General features: G+C 37.0%; 20 protein-coding genes. 9 read left to right on the top strand and 11 right to left on the bottom strand.

Translation table 11 applies throughout. From position 1 onward, the window contains the following. The first annotated feature begins 94 nt into the window (after positions 1 to 94). Positions 95 to 937 carry an IclR family transcriptional regulator gene (locus tag ACLBWE_RS13005; protein WP_003651129.1) on the top strand — a complete coding sequence of 281 codons (843 nt, stop codon included), beginning with the start codon at positions 95 to 97 and terminating at the stop codon, positions 935 to 937. A gap of 64 nt (positions 938 to 1,001) precedes the next feature. Beyond that, complete coding sequence (locus ACLBWE_RS13000; RefSeq protein ID WP_447603349.1) at positions 1,002 to 2,174, top strand: MFS transporter; 1,173 nt, start codon at positions 1,002 to 1,004, stop codon at positions 2,172 to 2,174. A 72-nt stretch (positions 2,175 to 2,246) separates the two neighbouring features. On the opposite strand, the gene ACLBWE_RS12995 is transcribed toward ACLBWE_RS13000, so the two are convergent. Continuing rightward, positions 2,247 to 3,218, bottom strand: coding sequence for an NAD(P)H-dependent flavin oxidoreductase (locus ACLBWE_RS12995; protein ID WP_231763645.1), 972 nt, complete (start codon positions 3,216 to 3,218; stop codon positions 2,247 to 2,249). Positions 3,219 to 3,505: 287 nt separating this feature from the next. On the opposite strand from ACLBWE_RS12995, the gene ACLBWE_RS12990 reads away from it, so the two are divergent. Continuing rightward, the gene (locus ACLBWE_RS12990; protein WP_447603496.1) at positions 3,506 to 4,315 is read left to right on the top strand and encodes an enoyl-CoA hydratase; all 810 of its coding nucleotides are present in this window, start codon (positions 3,506 to 3,508) and stop codon (positions 4,313 to 4,315) included. A gap of 70 nt (positions 4,316 to 4,385) precedes the next feature. Here the strand turns inward: ACLBWE_RS12990 and ACLBWE_RS12985 are convergent, their stop codons facing one another. After that, a complete protein-coding gene (locus ACLBWE_RS12985) occupies positions 4,386 to 5,231 on the bottom strand; it encodes an IclR family transcriptional regulator (protein ID WP_017389939.1) in 846 nt (281 codons plus the stop codon). Positions 5,232 to 5,418: 187 nt separating this feature from the next. Next, positions 5,419 to 6,636: a CaiB/BaiF CoA transferase family protein gene (locus ACLBWE_RS12980; protein WP_447603346.1), complete on the bottom strand. Its 1,218-nt coding sequence runs from the start codon at positions 6,634 to 6,636 to the stop codon at positions 5,419 to 5,421. Positions 6,637 to 6,967: 331 nt separating this feature from the next. Here ACLBWE_RS12980 and ACLBWE_RS12975 point away from each other — a divergent pair, with 331 nt between their 5' ends. Both ACLBWE_RS12975 and ACLBWE_RS12970 read left to right on the top strand, forming a co-directional pair. Continuing rightward, on the top strand, positions 6,968 to 8,119 hold the full coding sequence (locus tag ACLBWE_RS12975; RefSeq protein WP_447603344.1) for an acyl-CoA dehydrogenase family protein: 1,152 nt from the start codon (positions 6,968 to 6,970) through the stop codon (positions 8,117 to 8,119). Between the two features lie 61 nt (positions 8,120 to 8,180). Beyond that, positions 8,181 to 9,431, top strand: coding sequence for an MFS transporter (locus ACLBWE_RS12970; protein ID WP_056479212.1), 1,251 nt, complete (start codon positions 8,181 to 8,183; stop codon positions 9,429 to 9,431). A gap of 284 nt (positions 9,432 to 9,715) precedes the next feature. Here ACLBWE_RS12970 and pobA read toward each other — a convergent pair whose 3' ends face one another. Continuing rightward, entirely contained in the window at positions 9,716 to 10,930 is a 1,215-nt protein-coding gene (gene pobA, locus ACLBWE_RS12965) for a 4-hydroxybenzoate 3-monooxygenase (protein WP_447603342.1), read from the bottom strand. A gap of 141 nt (positions 10,931 to 11,071) precedes the next feature. Between pobA and pobR the strand changes: the two genes are divergently transcribed. Further along, positions 11,072 to 11,887, top strand: coding sequence for an IclR family transcriptional regulator PobR (pobR, locus tag ACLBWE_RS12960; RefSeq protein WP_042896744.1), 816 nt, complete (start codon positions 11,072 to 11,074; stop codon positions 11,885 to 11,887). A 162-nt stretch (positions 11,888 to 12,049) separates the two neighbouring features. Here the strand turns inward: pobR and ACLBWE_RS12955 are convergent, their stop codons facing one another. After that, complete coding sequence (locus tag ACLBWE_RS12955) at positions 12,050 to 12,694, bottom strand: glutathione S-transferase family protein (RefSeq protein ID WP_447603339.1); 645 nt, start codon at positions 12,692 to 12,694, stop codon at positions 12,050 to 12,052. A 220-nt stretch (positions 12,695 to 12,914) separates the two neighbouring features. Then, on the bottom strand, positions 12,915 to 13,472 hold the full coding sequence (locus tag ACLBWE_RS12950) for a TetR/AcrR family transcriptional regulator (RefSeq protein ID WP_447603337.1): 558 nt from the start codon (positions 13,470 to 13,472) through the stop codon (positions 12,915 to 12,917). Between the two features lie 859 nt (positions 13,473 to 14,331). Between ACLBWE_RS12950 and ACLBWE_RS12945 the strand changes: the two genes are divergently transcribed. Then, positions 14,332 to 14,586, top strand: coding sequence for a hypothetical protein (locus ACLBWE_RS12945; protein ID WP_045436133.1), 255 nt, complete (start codon positions 14,332 to 14,334; stop codon positions 14,584 to 14,586). Between the two features lie 58 nt (positions 14,587 to 14,644). Here the strand turns inward: ACLBWE_RS12945 and ACLBWE_RS12940 are convergent, their stop codons facing one another. Together ACLBWE_RS12940 and ACLBWE_RS12935 are read right to left on the bottom strand one after the other, a co-directional pair. Then, positions 14,645 to 14,770, bottom strand: a complete 126-nt coding sequence (locus ACLBWE_RS12940) for a hypothetical protein (RefSeq protein WP_266095485.1) — start codon at positions 14,768 to 14,770, stop codon at positions 14,645 to 14,647. Positions 14,771 to 14,839: 69 nt separating this feature from the next. Beyond that, positions 14,840 to 16,219 carry an L-serine ammonia-lyase gene (locus ACLBWE_RS12935; protein WP_151744395.1) on the bottom strand — a complete coding sequence of 460 codons (1,380 nt, stop codon included), beginning with the start codon at positions 16,217 to 16,219 and terminating at the stop codon, positions 14,840 to 14,842. A 466-nt stretch (positions 16,220 to 16,685) separates the two neighbouring features. Here ACLBWE_RS12935 and ACLBWE_RS12930 point away from each other — a divergent pair, with 466 nt between their 5' ends. After that, complete coding sequence (locus ACLBWE_RS12930; protein WP_348952026.1) at positions 16,686 to 17,309, top strand: hypothetical protein; 624 nt, start codon at positions 16,686 to 16,688, stop codon at positions 17,307 to 17,309. A 72-nt stretch (positions 17,310 to 17,381) separates the two neighbouring features. Here ACLBWE_RS12930 and ACLBWE_RS12925 read toward each other — a convergent pair whose 3' ends face one another. The 3 genes from ACLBWE_RS12925 to ACLBWE_RS12915 all read right to left on the bottom strand — a co-directional run bounded on the left by ACLBWE_RS12925 (position 17,382) and on the right by ACLBWE_RS12915 (position 18,929). Then, on the bottom strand, positions 17,382 to 17,816 hold the full coding sequence (locus ACLBWE_RS12925) for an I78 family peptidase inhibitor (protein ID WP_003651098.1): 435 nt from the start codon (positions 17,814 to 17,816) through the stop codon (positions 17,382 to 17,384). 158 nt (positions 17,817 to 17,974) lie between these two features. Beyond that, positions 17,975 to 18,442: a redox-sensitive transcriptional activator SoxR gene (soxR, locus tag ACLBWE_RS12920; RefSeq protein ID WP_005047710.1), complete on the bottom strand. Its 468-nt coding sequence runs from the start codon at positions 18,440 to 18,442 to the stop codon at positions 17,975 to 17,977. A 193-nt stretch (positions 18,443 to 18,635) separates the two neighbouring features. Then, entirely contained in the window at positions 18,636 to 18,929 is a 294-nt protein-coding gene (locus ACLBWE_RS12915) for a hypothetical protein (protein WP_003651095.1), read from the bottom strand. Positions 18,930 to 19,379: 450 nt separating this feature from the next. Here ACLBWE_RS12915 and ACLBWE_RS12910 point away from each other — a divergent pair, with 450 nt between their 5' ends. Further along, positions 19,380 to 20,039, top strand: a complete 660-nt coding sequence (locus ACLBWE_RS12910) for an epoxyqueuosine reductase QueH (protein ID WP_347018522.1) — start codon at positions 19,380 to 19,382, stop codon at positions 20,037 to 20,039. Positions 20,040 to 20,159 lie beyond the last annotated feature (120 nt).

The raw sequence follows: 20,159 nt of genomic DNA, 5'->3' as shown, positions 1-20,159 counted from the left end.
TATCCATTCATCACAACAGCGCAGTGATGAATGGATTTATTTTGCAGAGCGAAATATAATAGCAAAACTTTGCTTTATTATATTTGAGGATCGAATGTCTCAGAATTCAAAAACTGAACAACCAATAAATTTTGATGAGATACGCCTAGATCCTATTTCACATATTCATCGGGAAAATAACCCTCAATTTATCGCTTCCTTAGCACGTGGTTTAGAACTTTTACGCTGCTTTTCTGCAAATAATCAGGTACTTGGAAATCAAGAACTCGCAAAAATGACAGGTTTACCTAAACCGACTATTGCCCGTATTACCAATACCCTTGTGTCATTAGGTTATTTAAAACAATTGCCTAATTCAACCAAATATACCCTAGACATTGGTGTTTTATCTTTAGGATATGCAGCATTGTCGAATATTTCTATCCGTACTATTGCTCATCAATATATGGAAGAGATGAGTCAATATGTGCAAGCCCCTGTGGCAATGGCAACACGTGACCGATTAAATATGGTGTATATCGATGTGGTACAAATTGAAACTGCATTAAATATGCGTCGTCCAATTGGTTCAACTTTGCCACTTCATAGTAGTTCAATGGGAAGAGCATGCTTAGCGGCGACTCCTGAACGTGAACGTAATTTTTTACTTGATGCGCTTAAACAAAAGAACGCTGAAAACTGGCCTGCCATCAAACGCTCTTTAGAACGAGCTTTCCGAGATTATCAAGATTACGGATATTGTTTGTCTTTAGGTGAATGGCATAAAGAAGTGAACTCGGTCGCTGTACCCTTAGTCAGTTCGAAACACGGTCTTTATGTCTTTAACTGTGGTGCGCCAAGTTTCCATTTAAATCCGGAAAAACTTGAAGGTGAAATTGGACCACGTTTAATCCATATGGTGCACAATATTCAAGATGCTTTGAATGAAACGCACTGACAACCCTACTTAGAAAAGTAATGGTTGTGATGGTTAAAGTTCCTCTTTCATTATGACAATAGGCATGATGAAAAACGCACTCTATACCCCAACCATTATTTTAATGGCTATTGCAGCAGGCATCTGTACAGGCGGAAATTATTTTAGCCAACCACTCATTCATTCGATTAGTTTAAGCTTAAATTTAACTGAAACTACCACAGCATGGGTGCCTACTTTAGCCCAGATTACCTATGCTTGTGGCTTACTCTTTTTAATGCCATTAGGAGACATTTTAGAAAAGCGTAAACTGCTCTTCATCTTTATGTTACTGGCTGCAAGTGGATTAATTATTAGTGGTTTTTCACACAATATTTATCTGCTCTTACTAGGTACAATCATTACCGGTCTATTTTCCAGTTCAGCCCAGCTTCTATTACCCCTTGCCGCAAGTCTGGTTCCAATTCAACAAAGTGGTCGTGTTGTTGGTTTTTTACTGAGTGGTCTCATGATGGGGGTTTTACTCGCTCGCTCCCTATCAGGATTAATGTCTACGCTTTTTGCATGGAATGTGATTTATCTGGTCAGTGGCTTTTTATTACTGGTTATCGCCATTATTTTGCACCGTAGTATTGGATTGTTCCCACCCACCAAATCTGAAAACTATGCAAAAACCATTCGCTCACTTCCACAAATTTTTATCCAAAATCGACGTTTAAGAATTAGAACTTATATTGGTGGTTTTACATTTTCTTGCGTGAGCTTAACCTTTACCACCATGTCATTACTATTGGCCCCCGCTCCCTATTTTTTTAGTGACTTTACGATTGGTCTTTTCGGTTTTGTTGGTGTTTTAGGAACTTTCGTTGCCAATTTTTCAGGCAAATTTATTGACCAAGGGTATATCCACAAAATTTCAATTTATTGTGGCGTGGGACTTATTCTAAGTTGGATTCTTTTTTCACTTTTACCCTACCATTTCATCTTTTATATTATTGCCTTACTCATTCTATATGCTTCACTTTCCGCAGTTCATGTCACCAATCAAAGTATTGTATTTAAGCTCAATCAAGAATTACGTTCGCGTTTTAATGCGATTTATATGACTGGTTATTTTGCAGGTGGAGCTTTAGGCACCACAGCTGGAAGCTACGCGTGGAAACATTTTGGTTGGACGGGTGTCTGTATTTTAGGCTTAATTTTTGCCGTCTTTTGTCTTTATTATTGTATCGCCGATGCAAAAGATCAGCACAACTAGCAAGCTTGTACTGATCTTAAATGAATAACTTTCAATAATTTCGTAATAAACGTTATGAGCTAAAGTTAAATTTTATAAAAGCCCTAATAAACGTCCACGAATAATATCTTCTGCGTCTTTTACAATACGGCTGACCAATTCATCACAGGTCGGAATATCATGAATCAAACTTGCAACTAACCCACATGACCATGCTCCGGCATTTACATCGCCATCTATCATGACTTTAGGATAAACCCCTGCAACCTCTTCAATAATATCTTCAAATTTAATGTTGTCGCCAAGCGCTTTTTCTTTCGCTACAATTTTTTCGACGGCCGCATTATTCATGACACGTTCTGTGTTTCGTAAAGCCCTCATAATTAAACGCGTATCTAGTTCGGTTGCATTCAAAATCGCCTGTTTCACATTTGCATGTACAGGAGCTTCTTGAGTTGCAATAAAACGTGTTCCCATATTAATTCCATCTGCCCCCATGGCTAAAGCTGCCGCGAGTGAACGTCCATCCGCCATTCCGCCTGAAGCAACAAATGGAATTTCTAATGCATCGGCTGCTAAAGGCAATAGAATCATATTCGGTACATCATCTTCACCAGGGTGCCCACCACACTCAAAACCATCTACAGAAACTGCATCGCATCCAATTTGCTGGGCTTTTAAGCTATGTCGAACAGATGTACATTTATGAATAACTTTAATTCCAGCAGCCTTTAAATAAGGCATGACCTGTTCAGGATTACGACCCGCTGTTTCTACAACTTTCACTCCGCCCTTAATAATTGCTTCTACAAAACCCGGATAATCTGGTGTATTTACGGTAGGCAAGAAAGTTAAATTTACGCCAAAAGGTTTATCAGTCATTTCTCGACAGCGCGCAATTTCTTTTGCTAGATTTTCAGGTGTTCTTTGCGTCAGGCCAGTAATAATGCCTAATCCACCTGCATTTGAAACCGCAGCAGCAAGCTCCGCAAAACCGACATAATGCATACCGCCTTGAATAATCGGGTGCTCGATTTCAAATAATTCTGTAATTTTCGTCTTCATCTTATTTCCACTCACTTTTTATATACCTAGCTTCTGATTTCCTTAGCATGTCTAGGTACTTTATTACCAATAAATCCTGTAAACATTTCTAAACTCACAAAGCTTAAAATTTCGCAATACAAAATCTCATACCACAATATAAAACAAATTAATTGATAATGGAATTTGTTTTCGATAGGATCATCTTATTAATTTAAAGTTTTAATTTCAGATCTGTCTAAGAATATTTGGTTTGAATCAATAATAAATCAAATATTTTTCAAATAGTTAAACAAAAGGAATGAATGATGCAGCAGGATGATATGAGTCAACATAAATTGACAATAGGTGTGATTAAGCAACATTTAGATAAAAATATACTCACACTAACGATGAGCAATCCCACCAAAAAGAATGCGATTAATTATGAAATGTATTCTGCACTCAGTCAGGCATTAGATGAGGCAGCAATCAATCAAGAAGTTCATGTTGTTATACTCACAGGCGAAGGGTCTGCATTTACCAGCGGCAATGATGTAAATGCATTCGAAACGCGTAATACAACCAGTACCGAACCACCCTCTTCAATTGTGTTTCTAAAAAGCTTAGCAACGTTTCCAAAACCGATTATTGCTAAGGTAAATGGCGTGGCGATTGGTATTGGCAGCACCATGCTTTTACATTGTGACCTCGTATATGCAAGTCAAAACTCTATTTTTCAGTTTCCTTTTGTGAATCTCGGACTTGTGCCTGAAGCAGGTTCTAGTTACATCTTACCGAGATTATTAGGTTTCGCTCGAGCTTCTGAAATTATTTTACTGGGCGACAAATTTTCGGCGCAACAAGCTAAAAATTATGGTTTAGTAAATAACATATGCGAAGAAAATGAGCTTGATCAATTTGTTGAAGATACGGCAACCAAACTCGCAAATAAACCAAGTCAAGCTTTACAGCTCAGCAAAAAGTTACTAAGAGATATGCCTATTGATGATCTATTAAATCGTATTGATCATGAGTCGACTATTTTTTCTCATTGTTTGCAAGGTGAAGAATTTAAAGAAGCCCTAAGCGCCTTCAAAGAAAAAAGAAAACCGAATTTTCATAAGCACGTCATTTGAAATACAACTTATAAAAAAGGCCAGCAATCAATATCTTTGCTGGCCTTTTTGATTTTTTAATTCAGTACAATTAACTAATCTCAGTACGAATGTTATTCACCATATGTAAGAGACGTGGTGCAATATCTTCTTCAAGTTTTTCTCGGTTCATAATAAAACTTGGACCGCCACAGTTAAACACCAGTAAACCATGTTGTTCATGAATCAATGGAACTGCAACTGAGTTCACATCTTTATGCCATTCGCCAATTGAAAAACAATATCCAAAATCTTGATAGTCTTTAAAAGCTTTGTCTAAATCACGATTAATTTTGATCCAGTCTTCTTTGTGCTTGGTACGAATCGCATCAAGCAAAAACTCTCTTTCATCTTCAGGCATTGCAGCTAAACATGCACGTCCCATCGAACTTAAATGAATGGGTAAATAAGTTCCAACCTGACGGCGCATGGTCATGTTTCCTTTACCTTGTACCACGTCAAGATAAATCATATTGAGTCGATCACGTGTTGCCATTGCAACCGCAGCGCCAGCATAGTCTGCCAGATTTTTCATATATGGATGAGCAATAGAGCGAATCGACACGTTAGAAAGCATCGAATAACCAAAAGCAAGAACCCCAACTGAAAGTTGAAACTTGCTCGAATTTGGGACTTGTTTGATATAACCCAAACGAGACAAAGTGTGCGTTAGACGAGTAATGGTTGGCTTAGGTAAACCCGTCATTTGTGCGAGTTCTTGGTTTCCTAAATGCTGATGTTTTGGGGTAAAACAACGTAATAGCTCTAAACCACGGGCTAATGCAGTAATAAATTGGCGATCATTTTCATCCTGCATGTCTTGAATCGGATGTAATAATTCATGTCTTAAAGGCGCTAATAATTTTTCTGTTTGCTCTGCATCTACTGCATCATTCATATCTATACCAATCCACATTTTGTTTCGCACTGCGAAAATTATAATCTATTTTTTCTATAAATAGCAAAAAAGCAAACGTCCGAGTCTGCATCTAAAATATAACTTGATTTAAACCCTTCAAGCGAAAGGCTAAATATTTTATTTTCTAATTTTAAAAATAATTTTAACCCTTCGCTTTCAGGCTAGCTTATGCAATCACGCCTTTTATCTTAAGCTCATCTAATTTTTCCAGAGAAACGATTCGACCTAAAACCACTTGCGTATGTTCACCCAATAAAGGAGGGGCTGTTTTGTACTCAACAGGGGTTCTTGAAAGTTTGATTGGCGAGCCAATTACCTTCAATTTTTCACGTTGTGGGTGATTCATCTCGACCAACATTTCTCGGGCAATCACTTGTGGCTCTTGAAAAGCTTGTTCCAAGTTATTGATTACACCTACCGGAACTTTAGCAGCATAAATCGCACCTACCCATTCATCTGCAGTTTTAGTTAAGAAATGGTTTGATAAAATTTCGATAATTTCATCACGGTGTTTAATTCGGTCTGCATTTCGGGCAAAACGCGCATCATTGAGTAAATCGGGTAAGCCAATACTTCTACAGAGCTGAATAAACTGAGTGTCATTTCCACACGCGATAATAAAATCACGATCAGAAGCTTTAAATACTTGGTAAGGCACAATATTGGCGTGTGCATTGCCATAACGCTTAGGGATGTTACCCGATGAAAGATAATTCATTCCCTGATTTGCCATAGTCGCAATTTGGACATCAAGCAAGGCCATATCAATGTATTGTCCTAAACCCGTCACATGACGGTTAAGTAAAGCAGCCTGTATGGCAATCGTAGAATAAAGTCCTGTAGCTAAATCAGAAAAAGCCACCCCTACTTTTTGTGGACCACCGCCCGGTAAATCATCACGCTCACCTGTGACTGACATAAGTCCGCCCATTCCCTGAATAATAAAGTCGTAACCAGGTTCTTCAGCTCTTGGGCCAGTTTGACCAAAACCTGTAATCGAGCAATACACCAATTTCGGGTTAATTGCAGATAAAGACTCGTAATCCAAACCGTATTTTTTCAAAGAACCCGCTTTATAGTTCTCAATCACCACATCTGTATCTTGAATTAAAGCTTTAATCAATTCTTGACCATCTGGGCTAGCAATATCGATGGCAACCGATAATTTATTGCGGTTTGTAGACTGATAATAAGCAGCCTCTTGAGTATCAAACCCTGAGTCATCCTTCATCCAAGGTGGTCCCCACGAACGAGTATCGTCACCTACTTTGGGTCTTTCAATTTTGATGACCTCTGCCCCTAAATCAGCCAGCGTCTGTCCACACCAAGGCCCAGCCAATACCCGACTTAAGTCAAGCACCCGAATTCCATTTAAAGCACCCATCTTCATCCCACTCTATCTGGTGATTCATTTCCTATAGGAAAATTTATCCATTTAAAATTTCGCATAGCGATATATATTTTTAATATACACACCTCATTTTAAAAATCAAACTTTAATTTTCCACTAAAAATGATGAATTTTTATAAGAAAATATAGCTTAAATAAATCAATAAATTAGCCAATCAAATACCAATAACAATATATCGCATTGCGAAATTAATTTTCAAAATATATTGTTTTGCATTCATCCTTTGATTACTATCGCTTCAAATATTGATGATTTTACGAACATCACATTGATGTTTTTAGCATGTAGTAAAAGGATGAGACTATGATTCGAGATCAGGAAACACTAAATCAACTTGTTGATATGATTCGACAATTTGTTGAAGGTGTATTAATTCCTCATGAGAATGAAGTCGCTGAAACGGATGAAATTCCTAAAGATATTATTGAGCAAATGAAAGCGCTGGGCTTATTTGGTTTAACCATTCCTGAAGAGTACGAAGGCCTAGGACTTACAATGGAAGAAGAAGTCTATGTTGCTTTTGAATTAGGACGGACCTCTCCTGCTTTTCGCTCTCTCATTGGTACCAATAATGGCATTGGTTCAAGTGGTCTCATTATTGACGGTACTGAAACTCAAAAATCATTTTTCTTGCCACGTTTAGCTCGCGGTGAAGTAATCAGTTCTTTTTGCTTAACTGAACCCGATGCTGGTTCTGATGCTGCATCTTTAAAGACTAGTGCCGTAAAAGATGGCGACTTTTATATTTTAAATGGCACCAAACGCTTTATTACCAATGCCCCTCATGCTGGCGTATTTACAGTAATGGCACGCACAAGTTCTGATATTAAGGGTGCTGGGGGTATTTCTGCTTTTATTGTCGACAGTCAAACTCCGGGTATTTCTCTTGGCAAACGCGATAAAAAAATGGGGCAAAAAGGTGCTCACACTTGTGATGTGATTTTTGAAAATTGCCGTATTCCTGCTTCAGCACTCATTGGTGGAGTTGAAGGCGTTGGTTTTAAAACCGCCATGAAAGTGCTTGATAAGGGTCGATTGCATATCGCGGCGTTAAGTGTTGGAGCTGCGACAAGAATGCTAGACGATTCTTTAAAGTACGCCATCGAACGTAAACAATTTGGGCAACCCATTGCCGAATTCCAACTTATTCAAGCCATGCTTGCTGACTCCAAAGCAGAGATTTATGCAGCCAGATGCATGGTGTTAGACGCCGCACGCCTACGTGATGTAGGACAAAACGTCAGCACTGAAGCTTCCTGCGCAAAAATGTTTGCAACCGAAATGTGTGGCCGTGTCGCTGATCGCTGCGTACAAATTCATGGCGGTGCAGGTTACATCAGTGAATATGCGATTGAACGTTTTTATCGAGATGTTCGTTTGTTCCGCCTCTATGAAGGAACTACCCAAATTCAACAAGTGATTATTGCCCGAAACATGATTCGCGCTGCGTCTTAATCAAATTTTAAGCACTTTAAAACGACTTGAAGTGCTTTCAATCAAATGTAGGTAATGGATTATGGCTACAAATTACAAAGAAAGTCTTTCACGTATACAGCCTCATACTTGGAAAATTGCATTTATTTTTGCATTTCTAGCGCTATTGGTTGATGGTGCAGATTTGATGCTGCTGTCTTATAGCTTAAATAGTATTAAGGCAGATTTCGGATTAAGTTCGGTACAAGCCGGTATGCTCGGTAGTTTTACTTTAGCAGGTATGGCTGTTGGTGGAATTTTTGGCGGTTGGGCATGCGATAAATTTGGTCGCGTCCGCATTGTTGTTATTTCTATTTTAATTTTCTCACTCCTCACCTGTGGCTTAGGTTTTACTCAGAGCTTTCTTCAATTCGGTATTTTAAGATTTTTTGCCTCACTTGGACTTGGCTCGCTCTACATTGCGTGTAATACATTGATGGCCGAATATGTCCCGACACGTTACCGCACAACCGTACTCGGAACTTTACAAGCGGGCTGGACGGTTGGATATATTGTTGCAACATTACTTGCAGGTTGGATTATTCCAGATCATGGCTGGCGCATGCTGTTTTACGTTGCGATTATTCCCGTCATTATTGCTGTTTTAATGCATATTTTTGTACCAGAACCACAAGCATGGCAACAATCCCGACTACAACAACCTGTTGCGGCTCAAAACTCTCAGAAAACTTCGGCATTTAAACTTATTTTCCAAGATAAACAGAACCGTAATATGTTTATCCTTTGGGCATTAACCGCAGGTTTCTTACAGTTTGGTTATTATGGAGTAAACAACTGGATGCCTTCTTACCTAGAAAGTGAGTTAGGTATGAAGTTTAAAGAAATGACTGCCTATATGGTCGGTACTTATACCGCCATGATTTTAGGTAAAGTCCTTGCCGGCATGATGGCAGACAAACTAGGTCGTCGTTTTACCTATGCCTTTGGTGCCATTGGTACTGCTATTTTCTTACCACTTATTGTTTTTTATAACTCTCCAAGCAATATTTTATATTTACTCGTTACCTTCGGTTTCTTATACGGTATTCCTTACGGCGTAAATGCAACCTATATGACTGAAAGTTTTGCGACAGCCATCCGCGGTACAGCAATTGGCGGTGCTTATAATGTTGGTCGTCTTGGAGCAGCCCTTGCACCTGCCACAATTGGCTTCTTAGCATCTGGTGGTTCTATTGGTTTAGGTTTTGTTGTAATGGGTGCTGCCTACCTGATTTGTGGTGTGATCCCCGCCCTATTCATTAAAGAAAAATTATATGACCCACAAAAGTCGTAAAGAGATCCATCACAAAATACCATCTAGGTCATGTGCCTATATGGTGATGGTGCTAACGATCAAACAGATGTTTTAGATCGTTAGCCGGAAATAAGGAATTTACTCCTCAAAGTTATTCCTTATTTCCACATATGTAGAGTTTATTACTCTTCATTTTAATTTTTTAGGTAAGCTTAGTTCTCAAGGGAGCTAAGCTTAAAAAAGATGAAGCTATATTTGGTATTTTTAATCGCTTTATTATAAAAGAACCCGCGTTAAGGCAGGTTCCCTCATTACTTAGAAAATCAACTTGCGTGCTTAAAACTATCAATTTGCTTAATCTCATAAGGCAAACCGACATAGTTTTCAGCCAATGTTGTTCTCCCTGCGATAGACCCGAGCACATAACTTAGTTCGGCTTGTTTAATCTTATGATCAAACTCACTTTCAGTTTCAAAGCGATGTAATAAATGAGTCATCCACCAAGAAAAACGCTCAGCTTTCCATACACGTTGTAGGCATTTCTCAGAGTATTCATTTATACCCTGTTCTGAACCTTCCACATAATATTCAACAAGTGCACTTGATAAATAAGCAATATCAGACGCAGCGAGATTGAGGCCTTTTGCTCCTGTCGGTGGAACAATATGCGCAGCATCACCTGCTAAAAATAGTTTTCCGAAGCGCATTGGCTCAGTCACAAAGCTACGTAACGGCGCGATACTTTTTTCAATAGAGGTTCCAGTCACTAGCTTTTCACGGCTTTCAGGGTCTAGGCGGTTTTTTAACTCATCCCAGAACTTTTCATCCGACCAGTCTTCTACGTGATCGGTTAAAGGGACTTGTAAATAATAACGGCTACGCGTTTCAGAACGCATACTGCATAAAGCAAATCCGCGTTCTGACTGTACATAAATCAATTCATCGGCTACAGGTGGAACATCTGCCAACACACCTAACCAGCCAAACGGATAAACTTTTTCAAAGGTTTTAATTTTATCTTCTGGCACGCTGGCACGGCAGACACCATGGTAGCCATCACAACCTGCAATGAAGTCACACTCAATTTGAAAGGCTTTACCTTGGTACTCAAACTCAACTTTGGGCGCAGTGTAGAAATCTTTAACCTGCACATTTTGAGCTTCATAAAATGAAGTGAGCTGCTCTGCTTCACGCGCAGTCATCAGGTCTTTAGTCACTTCGGTTTGACCATATACGGTCACTTGTTTTCCACCTGTTAGTGCCGCCAAATCAACCCGATGTTTTACACCATTGGTTAAGATTTCAATGCCTGAATGCGGTAATCCTTTGTCTTTTAAATTTTGGTCAACGCCTGCTTGTTTCAGTAAGTCGACTGAAACTTGCTCTAAAATTCCTGCACGAATCCGTGAAGCCACATATTCAGCACTACGTTGCTCAACAATAATATGATCGATACCAGCTTTATATAAAAGTTGCCCAAGCAATAACCCTGCTGGTCCAGATCCAATAATTGCAACCTGTGTCTTTAAAATATCCATAACTTCATCCTTGTTTCATCCTGACTTTTAAATTACTGGCTTTAAGTTTTGTGCACTATATATCCAAGACGAAAATAACCGTTTATCATTTAGTTTGTCCGAATAGCGGACAGAAACAACCAAAATAACAGGAATGAAAGGATGCCTTCTCTCGATGCTTTTTTAGAGCACCCGAACTCGCATGAGAAAATTCGTCAAGAAGACTACATTGCAGGGTTAGCAAAAGGCTTAGCGTTACTGGAAGCTTTTGGAACAGATCGGCAACGGCTCAATGTCACTCAAGTGGCTGAACGAACTGGTATTAGTCGTACAGCGGCAAGGCGTTATCTAAAAACTTTAAAATACTTAGGCTATTTAGAAACAGATGAACATTACTTTTGGCTAACCCATCGCGTGCTGCGCTTTTCGAGTTCTTATTTAAGCTCTGCGCATTTACCTAAAGTTGCTCAATCATTTTTAAATCTTTTGTGCGCGCAGACGTCTCTCACTTTTTCGATTGTGGTGCTGGACGATAATGAAGTCGTACCGATTGCCCGTAGTTATTTACCGCAGCAAGATAATTTACGCGTAAGCCCTTACGGCATGCATTTAGGAAACCGACTCCCTGCCCATGCAACTTCTACGGGTAAAGTATTACTTGCGGCATTGTCTGAAGAGGCTCAACACACATGGGTAAAAACTTACGGTTTAAAACGCTTAACCCCATTTACCGTTGTAGATGAGTCAAAGTTTTTTGAAGTGCTTAAGGGCATTTCATTATCGGATTATTGTCTTTCTAAAGAAGAACATGAGCTTGGCGTGATTGCGATTGCAGTGCCCGTTTTTAATGCTCAAGGTCAAGCCGTGGCAGCACTTAACTGCATGTCTCAAACCAACCGTGTACAAGAAGATTATTTGGTTCAACAAATCTTGCCCTTACTGCGTAACACGGCAAATGAACTCAGAAATGTGATTTAAATAGACATAGAAACTCTTGTCATCAATTAGAGGTACAAGAGTTTCAACTCATAATTTTAAATGGCGAATTCTTTAACTCGCTGATTTGCCAGAACTAATGAAAGAACGAATACGAGCCAATTGAGCAGCTAAACAATATTGAAAAAATTACTTACAGCAATTTTAGGCATTGGTCTGTTGATGAAGATTTTGTTCTATAGACATGGCTTTTTGCCAGCTTTCTAAGCTTTCTAGACTTTTTACATATTGTTCAATATTAAGATATTTTGATCGAATATTTAAAGAATTAATTAGACCATAGACTACGAAACCAATCATAAAATCTGCACCCGTTAAGCAATTGTCTACTAAGAATTTTTTGCCTACTAATTGTTGATCTAAATATGAAAATACTTTATCCAACTCAGCATGCGCATATTGATCCAAGAACTTTAATTGAGTGCCATTTTTTAACTCAACCGAATTAAAAATATTTAATAAATATGGAACCATAGCCGAACTTTCTGAAAAATGAATCCATTGTAAATAATCAAGATAACTGTCTGAATTTTTCGCGGGCATAAGTTGAGGAGCAAACTTTTCAATCAAAATTTCTACAATGGCACCTGATTCAGCAATTACTTTTCCATCGAGCTCAATCACAGGTGATTTTCCTAAAGGATGAATGTTTTTTAATTCTTGAGGTGCAAGATTTGTAGTTTTATCTCGAAAATAACTTTTTAATTCATAAGGTTGATTAATTTCTTCAAGTAACCACAGAATGCGAAATGAGCGTGAAGTATTTAAATGATGAAGAATAATAGACATTAATTTTCTCTTTTAAACTAGAAGGCCAACAAAGTGAGGCCTCACTATATAGATTGATAGACGACCGGTCTAATATTTTTTGTTATCAGCTCAGCATTTGTCTGATTAAGTAATAAAGTAAATGTGTTAAAAAATATAAAAAAACACATCCGTAGATATGGTGACAAATTGGCTTTTAAATTTATCAATTGTCTAGCGCATTCTGAGGCCTCAAATTACATTAACTACCTAAACTACGCAAAAAACAATCCAGTACCTTTTCTCGATCATCTGCCCCATCTGAGCTTAAAAGCTGAATAATTGCGCCCTCAATCATATATAAAAAGAGTTTTGCATCCTGAAAAGTCGCATCGTTTTTTAGTTTTATAAGCTGACTATAGATTTCATTCATTAACCACGTTCTATATTTAATTGCAACTTGATAGGCTTTTGGATAGCTCAGTTTCGTTTCAAAAATGGCTTTAAATAGTAAGTAGTAAAGCCCTTCTAAATCGGTATGTAAAAGATAAAGTTCCTTGAGTTTATCCTTCACGTTTGAGCCTTGCCCGTACTCAGCAATTGAAACTACTTTTGCTTTTAAGCGTTCTTTTTGTACGATTAAACAGATTTCAATAAACCGCTCTTTCGAGTGAAAGTAATTATAAAAAGTCGCTTTTGGAACTTCGCACTCTTTCACGATTCTGTCGACCCCAACAGTATGAAACCCAAAATGGTGAAATAAATTAATCGACTTATTTATGACTTGTATGGCACGTGTTGGGAGAACTAAATTTGACATCGTTTTACCGTTATAAATTCTTGTTGTTTCTAAACGAGATACTTTTTGGGGAGAAAAAAAGGCATAGCAAAGCCGTAAAGACTGTGCTTGGCACATCTCAAGTTTTATTGTTGATTAAGTTTTTTGAGCCGTAATGACTTAAAGCCTGAAAACCTTAGGGCGATCAAGCTGCTTTAAATTTTTAAGCTGTATCGTTATAGCTTTTGGCATCGAGAGCCAAGAAATAATGGATGTGCAAAGCCAACTCCTTTTTATTGGGAGTTCTGCCAGACATTAAAATTATGGTGGCAGAACGGAAGAGGGTTCGCGGACTGGGTAAGACTCCAGCACACCCGAAGGTGTCCCACTCCCGTCCTACCGCAACGGGAGGAGACGAGGAATTTACACATAAGAGTATCCCTCAGAAAGGAATAAATCTGATGTGTTCTTACAAGCGGTCCGCGACGACCGTCTGGCAATGTAGGCCAGCAGGCAAAGAATAGTGCCCTGCCCCCTTACAGTCAAGCACGCAAAATGCCATTTGCTTTAAATTAAATCATTAAAAAAGTAAGGCTAAATAATGAGTGGTTTATTGTTAAGTGGGAGTTATAAAGGGGTGATTTTAGAAGAGAGATTTGTTTGGTAGCAAATATGGCTAAGAAAAGTTTGGTATTCCAAGAATTCAGAATTTAATAACTGACCATTCTATTCCCTATTCCTAGGTTTCGATTATACTATTTAGAAAAATAATCCTTTTATAATACGAATAGCTCTTTCTTGCAGAGTTTTTTCATATAGAGCACCTAATGATTCAAGGAGTCCATTTTAATTTTGATAACTTTTTCTTTGGTTTACTGGATTCTAAGTAGAGTAAATAGATATGTCTCTCCCACCTAATTTCGAAATTATTTTTGCTAGCAATATTGAATTTGAATTCTTAACAGTTGAAGTTTATTTTTATAACTATAGAATTTTTCAATTAAATCGGGAAAATGGCGTTAAAAATATTGAGATAGAGTTTCTCTTAGACTTAACAGCTATCCCTAATGATATAGATTTTAAATTCTCATTAGAAGATTTCTATAAAGTCATAGAAATCGCTAAAAATGATTTAATAAATTATGATAAAAAATAAAATAGCGTGATTATCTGTGGATGCAAGAAACCAATTAAAAGAAACTATATTTTCTGAGTTAAGAAATTAGATCAATTAGCTGCAAAAGTACAACAAACGGAGAAGCAATTTCTGCCACCATTATATCGCTTGGTGTCCCTACAAGTACCTTCCTATCATCAAATTTGATTGTTTGGATAGCCATTTTTTAGCCTCCTGCTCACCCTGCTTAATGTTTAAAATAAGATGGGGCACCTCGTCCCCATCTCATTTTTTAGCACTCAATTGCGTTAACAGCGAGGCCACCTTTTGAAGTCTCTTTATATTTCTCAGACATATCTCTGCCAGTTTCCTTCATTGTCTGAATAACTTTATCGAGCGTCACAAAATGCTCACCTTCATCATGAAGTGCCATTTGTGCTGCATTAATGGCTTTTACAGCAGCAATTGCATTGCGCTCAATGCAAGGCACCTGAACCAAGCCACCAATCGGGTCACACGTTAAACCTAAGTTATGTTCAAGGCCAATTTCAGCTGCATGTTCCACTTGTTCAGGTGATGCACCTAAAATCTCGGCTAAGCCCGCCGAAGCCATCGCACAAGCTGAGCCTACTTCGCCCTGACATCCTACTTCTGCACCAGAAATAGATGCATTGAGCTTACATAAAATACCGACTGCTGCTGCACTTAGAAAAAAGCGAACAACTTTGTCTTCGGAAAAATCTTTAGAAAAAGTCACGTAATAATATAAAACTGCCGGAATAATCCCTGCTGCACCATTTGTGGGAGCTGTCACTACTCGACCGCCAGCAGCATTTTCTTCATTTACCGCTAACGCAAATAAATTGACCCATTCCATGGCATGAAAAGTCGTCACAATCAGGTTTGAATTTTTCTTATTTAATAATTTATCGTGAATTTTTTTAGCCCGACGTTTTACGTTTAATCCGCCCGGTAATATTCCTTCGTTAATTAATCCGTTGTGAATGCACTGCTGCATCACTTTCCATATATCCATAATCTTGGTGCGAATCTCACTTTCACTACGCCAACTTTTCTCATTTTCAAGCATTAACTCACTAACTGATAAATGATGAGTTTTACATAAGCTTAAAAGTTCAGCAGCACTATGAAATGGATATGGAACCTTAATTTCACCAGTCTCAGACTGGGTTTGTGTTAATTGCCTTTGGCTAACAATAAAACCGCCACCAATCGAGTAATACGTTTCAGCATATAAAATTTCTTCCGCTTCGTTATAAGCAATCAGTTCCATTGCATTTGGGTGATGAGGCAAAGATTCATCTAAAAAAAGCAAATCATGCTTATAGTCAAAAGAAATACTCTTTTGCTGATCGAGCTGGATGGCTTTATTTTCAAGAACATCTTCAATCAAACTTGTACTTACTTGAGTATCGATATGTTCAGGGTCAAAACCCATTAATCCTAAAAGAATAGCTTTATCTGTCGCATGACCAACACCAGTTGCTGCAAGCGAACCATATAACTTAATCTGAACTCGAAACGTCGTTTGTAGATCATTTTGCTTAACTAAATCGTCCACAAAACTACACGCTGCTCGCATTGGCCCAACTGTATGGGAGCTAGATGGGCCTACACCAATTTTAAAAAGATCAAATACACTTATAAACACGGGGTCCTACCTTCAATTCATTATTATTCGTATGTTCGTCGTTATTGTGTCCTGTCGGATAACTCTAAAATTATCATTAAGCCGAATACAAATCACGAATAACTATTGGCTAGCAGCGCAAAAAGACAACGGTTGAACAATCAACATCGATTGGTTTAATCAAAAATATAAATTGTAGAGCTTTTATTCCCCTAATAGATGTTCTAGAAATAGTCTTTAAATAAGCACGCCAATTTGTATAAATAAAAAACCACAAATATTAGCCATTAGTCGCACCTCTCTATTTTTATTCATTTTTGCTGGTAAAGTGTTTTACATGGTTTGATACAACCTACTTAACTCAGATGCATAATTCACCTGTTCTTGCATCTGATGTTTTTCAGCCTCTAGTCCGCTAGAGGCTTTTTTTATTATTGATATAAAGCCTGATATATTAAATTGATAGAAATAATGAAAGAGAAGAAAAATGAATCACATATTAAAATTGAGTGTTTTAAGCTTTCCGGTTTTATTCTTGAGTGGATGTATTGGCTGTTATAACCCAACAGGTTGTAACCGTGATGATTCGCCTTATTTCTATACAACTCAAATAACTCAAGTCAAAGGTGTAACTGTTCCAGTTGGAACAAAACTGGTATATAAATCTCAAAAGTCAAAACAGAAAAATGAACAAACTACTCCACTTAAAGAAGAAAATATAACCTCGATAAAACTACCAAAAGATACTGCTATCCTTTGGGGAGGAATGCCCACCAATCATCTACTTCAATTTGCCAATTCTGAAATGCAAGGATTTACCGCATACCGAGCACAAGAAGCCCCCGCTGTATATTCCAATCAATTTTTAAAACTCTGGAAAGAGTGTGATAGTGATTTAGATATCTCGATCAAAAATAAAAATGACTGGAGTTTTAACCCTGCAAATATGAAAATTATTGGATGCGGAATTAACTATCAAGAAAGAGCTTCGTACAACACCAACAATTCAAGCCAAGATAAAGTTGATATTTTTCTAATCAATATTAACAAGGCTTTACAACAACTGCCTCAACAAAAAGAATATCCAGTCATTCACTATTCCCAAAATTAAAGTCGTAAAAAAGCCTGCATTTTAGCAGGCTTTTTTATTTCAAAATTCGGTCTATTAGCTTTTAATTAAAAGTTAGCCACAAGTTGCATTCGTAATTTTTTTAGAAGCTGGATCAATGGTGACTGTAACTCGGTTTGTACGATAATCCATAGTCATTGGTTGACCCGGAGCAACTTTACGCACAATTTCTGATTGAGTCTTTTGTTTAATTTGATCATCAGTAAGGCCAGATTGCCCCACTAATTTTTGAGCTTCTTCTGCTACACAATTCGCTTGATTGTCACGGAATAATTTCCATTCTTCTACGACTTGGCCATTTGGTAAATGACAATAGCCGACCTGACCATTTGCTTCATTTCTAATTTCTAATTTTCCACCTTGTTCAACACAATATTGACTAGCTGGATTTGGTGAACCAATTTTTGGTGGAGTCGGATCTTTATGTTGTACAGACGAGCAAGCCGTTAATGAAACAAGTGCCAAGCCAAGAAAGAGAATTTTTTTCATAATTTTTTGCTTCTTACTAAAAAAACTAAAGATATCAAAAAATTTCATATTCCATGTCACTTCTTTACAATAAAAAACTCACTTGAATGTTCTAGCAAAATAAATTTAATTTATTGGAAATTAAGATATTCCCAATTAAAAGCTATTGTTGAAATATTCTATTCAGGTCTTTCTAAAATTCGTGGCCCCGATCCTTCTAGTCCTAAAATATCTTCGGGGTTTCTTAATGGGCATTGCTCTAATGATAAACAGCCGCAGCCAATGCACCAGTCCATTTCATCTCTTAAGCGAGTTAATTTTTGAATTCGATCATCCAGATTTTCTCGCCAATGACTTGATAGATCTTTCCATTGCTTGGCTGTTAATTTACTGCCCACAGGATACTGACTTAAAGCCTCTTTAATTTCATTTAAAGGGATACCCACTCTTTGAGCGACTTTAATAATCGCAATATATCTTAAAATAATTAAGGGATACCGACGTTGATTACCATTTGTTCTTATACTTTTTATAAGCCCTTTCGTTTCATAAAAATGTAGGGTCGAAACAGGAACTCCACTCCTTTTTGCAACTTCACCCACAGTCAAAACTCGACTAGAGTCAGCTTTTTTATTTTCACTCATCATGATTGACCTCAACTTTACTTGAGGTTTATAAGAGAGCGCTTTTATTTTGTCAAATAAATAACAGAGATTTTCTTATACGCTATGAACTACTCTCCCCAAGGTATAGATCTTATCTGTAAAAGCTGATGACAAAAAAGGATATGATTATTAATTCAATCTATAAAATAAGTTGCTGTCATTTAAATTTAAGAAATTAGTTTTGTAGAGTAAACGGACATCCACAAATCCAAAACATGTTGTAAACGAAAGGCATGGGTGCGCCTAATGGATAGACTTTTATCTGCTCGATCTTATAAGTTTTTTTACGTGACTCAATGTGTAATATATTATCGTAACGGGCAACAACAACTCCCTTTTTATATAATTTTTTCCTTTCATTCTTTGCGTCAAATTTATATACCAAAAAGTAAACTTTTTCTCCTACACCGATCTTTGAATGATTAACCATAATGTAACCATTACAATACTTACATTGCCAATCTTCCATATCTCAAATTATCACACGCTTAAATTAAAAAAACACACTGAATTTTATAGTATAGATTTATTAAAGATATAAATCTAAAGAAATATTTTAATTGAAAAAATAAGGTTTATTTGTGACACATATCACAATAAAAAATTCAAATTATATTCAGATACATCAATCACTTATCAAAAAATATTTAAGGTTTATTATTTTTTAATATATAAAACCCATCTATAATTTATTTAATTATATAGTATATTTAGCAACAACTTTAAATTTAATTATAAATCTAGCCTCAATATATAACATGACATTTATTTAATTATTTACATTCAACTTAACCTTAAATATAACAATAATTTTTTTAAAATATTAAATTAATTTCACAGTAAAATTGAAAATAATTCATTTCACATTATACAAATAATAAATATATAATTAATGGCATTACAATTTAATTTTTTTATTATGTCAACTCAACGTTTAAAATTAGAACTCCCTTCTGGACACGATCAATTATTACTTCACTCTTGTTGCGCTCCTTGTTCAGGAGAAGTTATGGAAGCATTAATCGACTCAGAAATTAAATTTTCAATATTTTTTTATAATCCTAATATTCATCCAGTAAAAGAATATTTAATCCGCAAAGAAGAAAATATTCGTTTTGCAGAAAAGCATAATATTCCATTTATCGATGCAGACTATGACACTGACAACTGGTTTGCCCGAGCAAAAGGGATGGAGGATGAACCTGAACGCGGTATTCGTTGTACCATGTGTTTTGATATGAGATTTGAACGAACTGCCCTTTACGCACATGAACACGGCTTTAGTCTCATCAGTAGTTCGCTAGGAATTTCTCGTTGGAAAAATATGGCGCAAATCAATGACTGCGGAATTCGCGCTGCTGCTCACTATCCTGAAATTCAGTATTGGGACTATAACTGGCGTAAAAATGGTGGCTCAAGCCGTATGATTGAAATCAGTAAACGAGAAGAATTTTATCAGCAAGAATATTGTGGCTGTGTATATTCTTTACGAGATACTAACCGCTGGCGTATGGGTAATGGGCGTGATCGTATTAAACTAGGCGTTAAGTTTTATAGTAATGCCATGGAAGATGATTAATTTTTATTTCTCTTTAAGAATTAATTAAGTTATTCCGAACTATATTTGTTTTTGATAAAAAAAAGGCCACATCTGGAGAATGTGGCCAAAAGGTGTACTAAATAAGCTTTGATGTAGTTA

Source organism: Acinetobacter sp. M5A5_2a, from assembly GCF_053345265.1.
Note: the sequence above shows the minus strand (reverse complement) of the source record. Positions and strands in the feature narration are given on the sequence as shown.

What these genes read in the sequence shown, in the direction of transcription:
- ACLBWE_RS13005 (WP_003651129.1), top strand. Translation starts at nt 95, where the DNA reads ATGTCTCAGAATTCAAAAACTGAACAACCAATAAATTTTGATGAGATA.
- ACLBWE_RS13000 (WP_447603349.1), top strand. Translation starts at nt 1,002, where the DNA reads ATGATGAAAAACGCACTCTATACCCCAACCATTATTTTAATGGCTATT.
- ACLBWE_RS12995 (WP_231763645.1), bottom strand. Translation starts at nt 3,218, where the DNA reads ATGAAGACGAAAATTACAGAATTATTTGAAATCGAGCACCCGATTATT.
- ACLBWE_RS12990 (WP_447603496.1), top strand. Translation starts at nt 3,506, where the DNA reads ATGCAGCAGGATGATATGAGTCAACATAAATTGACAATAGGTGTGATT.
- ACLBWE_RS12985 (WP_017389939.1), bottom strand. Translation starts at nt 5,231, where the DNA reads ATGAATGATGCAGTAGATGCAGAGCAAACAGAAAAATTATTAGCGCCT.
- ACLBWE_RS12980 (WP_447603346.1), bottom strand. Translation starts at nt 6,636, where the DNA reads ATGGGTGCTTTAAATGGAATTCGGGTGCTTGACTTAAGTCGGGTATTG.
- ACLBWE_RS12975 (WP_447603344.1), top strand. Translation starts at nt 6,968, where the DNA reads ATGATTCGAGATCAGGAAACACTAAATCAACTTGTTGATATGATTCGA.
- ACLBWE_RS12970 (WP_056479212.1), top strand. Translation starts at nt 8,181, where the DNA reads ATGGCTACAAATTACAAAGAAAGTCTTTCACGTATACAGCCTCATACT.
- pobA (WP_447603342.1), bottom strand. Translation starts at nt 10,930, where the DNA reads ATGGATATTTTAAAGACACAGGTTGCAATTATTGGATCTGGACCAGCA.
- pobR (WP_042896744.1), top strand. Translation starts at nt 11,072, where the DNA reads ATGCCTTCTCTCGATGCTTTTTTAGAGCACCCGAACTCGCATGAGAAA.
- ACLBWE_RS12955 (WP_447603339.1), bottom strand. Translation starts at nt 12,694, where the DNA reads ATGTCTATTATTCTTCATCATTTAAATACTTCACGCTCATTTCGCATT.
- ACLBWE_RS12950 (WP_447603337.1), bottom strand. Translation starts at nt 13,472, where the DNA reads ATGTCAAATTTAGTTCTCCCAACACGTGCCATACAAGTCATAAATAAG.
- ACLBWE_RS12945 (WP_045436133.1), top strand. Translation starts at nt 14,332, where the DNA reads ATGTCTCTCCCACCTAATTTCGAAATTATTTTTGCTAGCAATATTGAA.
- ACLBWE_RS12940 (WP_266095485.1), bottom strand. Translation starts at nt 14,770, where the DNA reads ATGGCTATCCAAACAATCAAATTTGATGATAGGAAGGTACTTGTAGGG.
- ACLBWE_RS12930 (WP_348952026.1), top strand. Translation starts at nt 16,686, where the DNA reads ATGAATCACATATTAAAATTGAGTGTTTTAAGCTTTCCGGTTTTATTC.
- ACLBWE_RS12925 (WP_003651098.1), bottom strand. Translation starts at nt 17,816, where the DNA reads ATGAAAAAAATTCTCTTTCTTGGCTTGGCACTTGTTTCATTAACGGCT.
- soxR (WP_005047710.1), bottom strand. Translation starts at nt 18,442, where the DNA reads ATGATGAGTGAAAATAAAAAAGCTGACTCTAGTCGAGTTTTGACTGTG.
- ACLBWE_RS12915 (WP_003651095.1), bottom strand. Translation starts at nt 18,929, where the DNA reads ATGGAAGATTGGCAATGTAAGTATTGTAATGGTTACATTATGGTTAAT.
- ACLBWE_RS12910 (WP_347018522.1), top strand. Translation starts at nt 19,380, where the DNA reads ATGTCAACTCAACGTTTAAAATTAGAACTCCCTTCTGGACACGATCAA.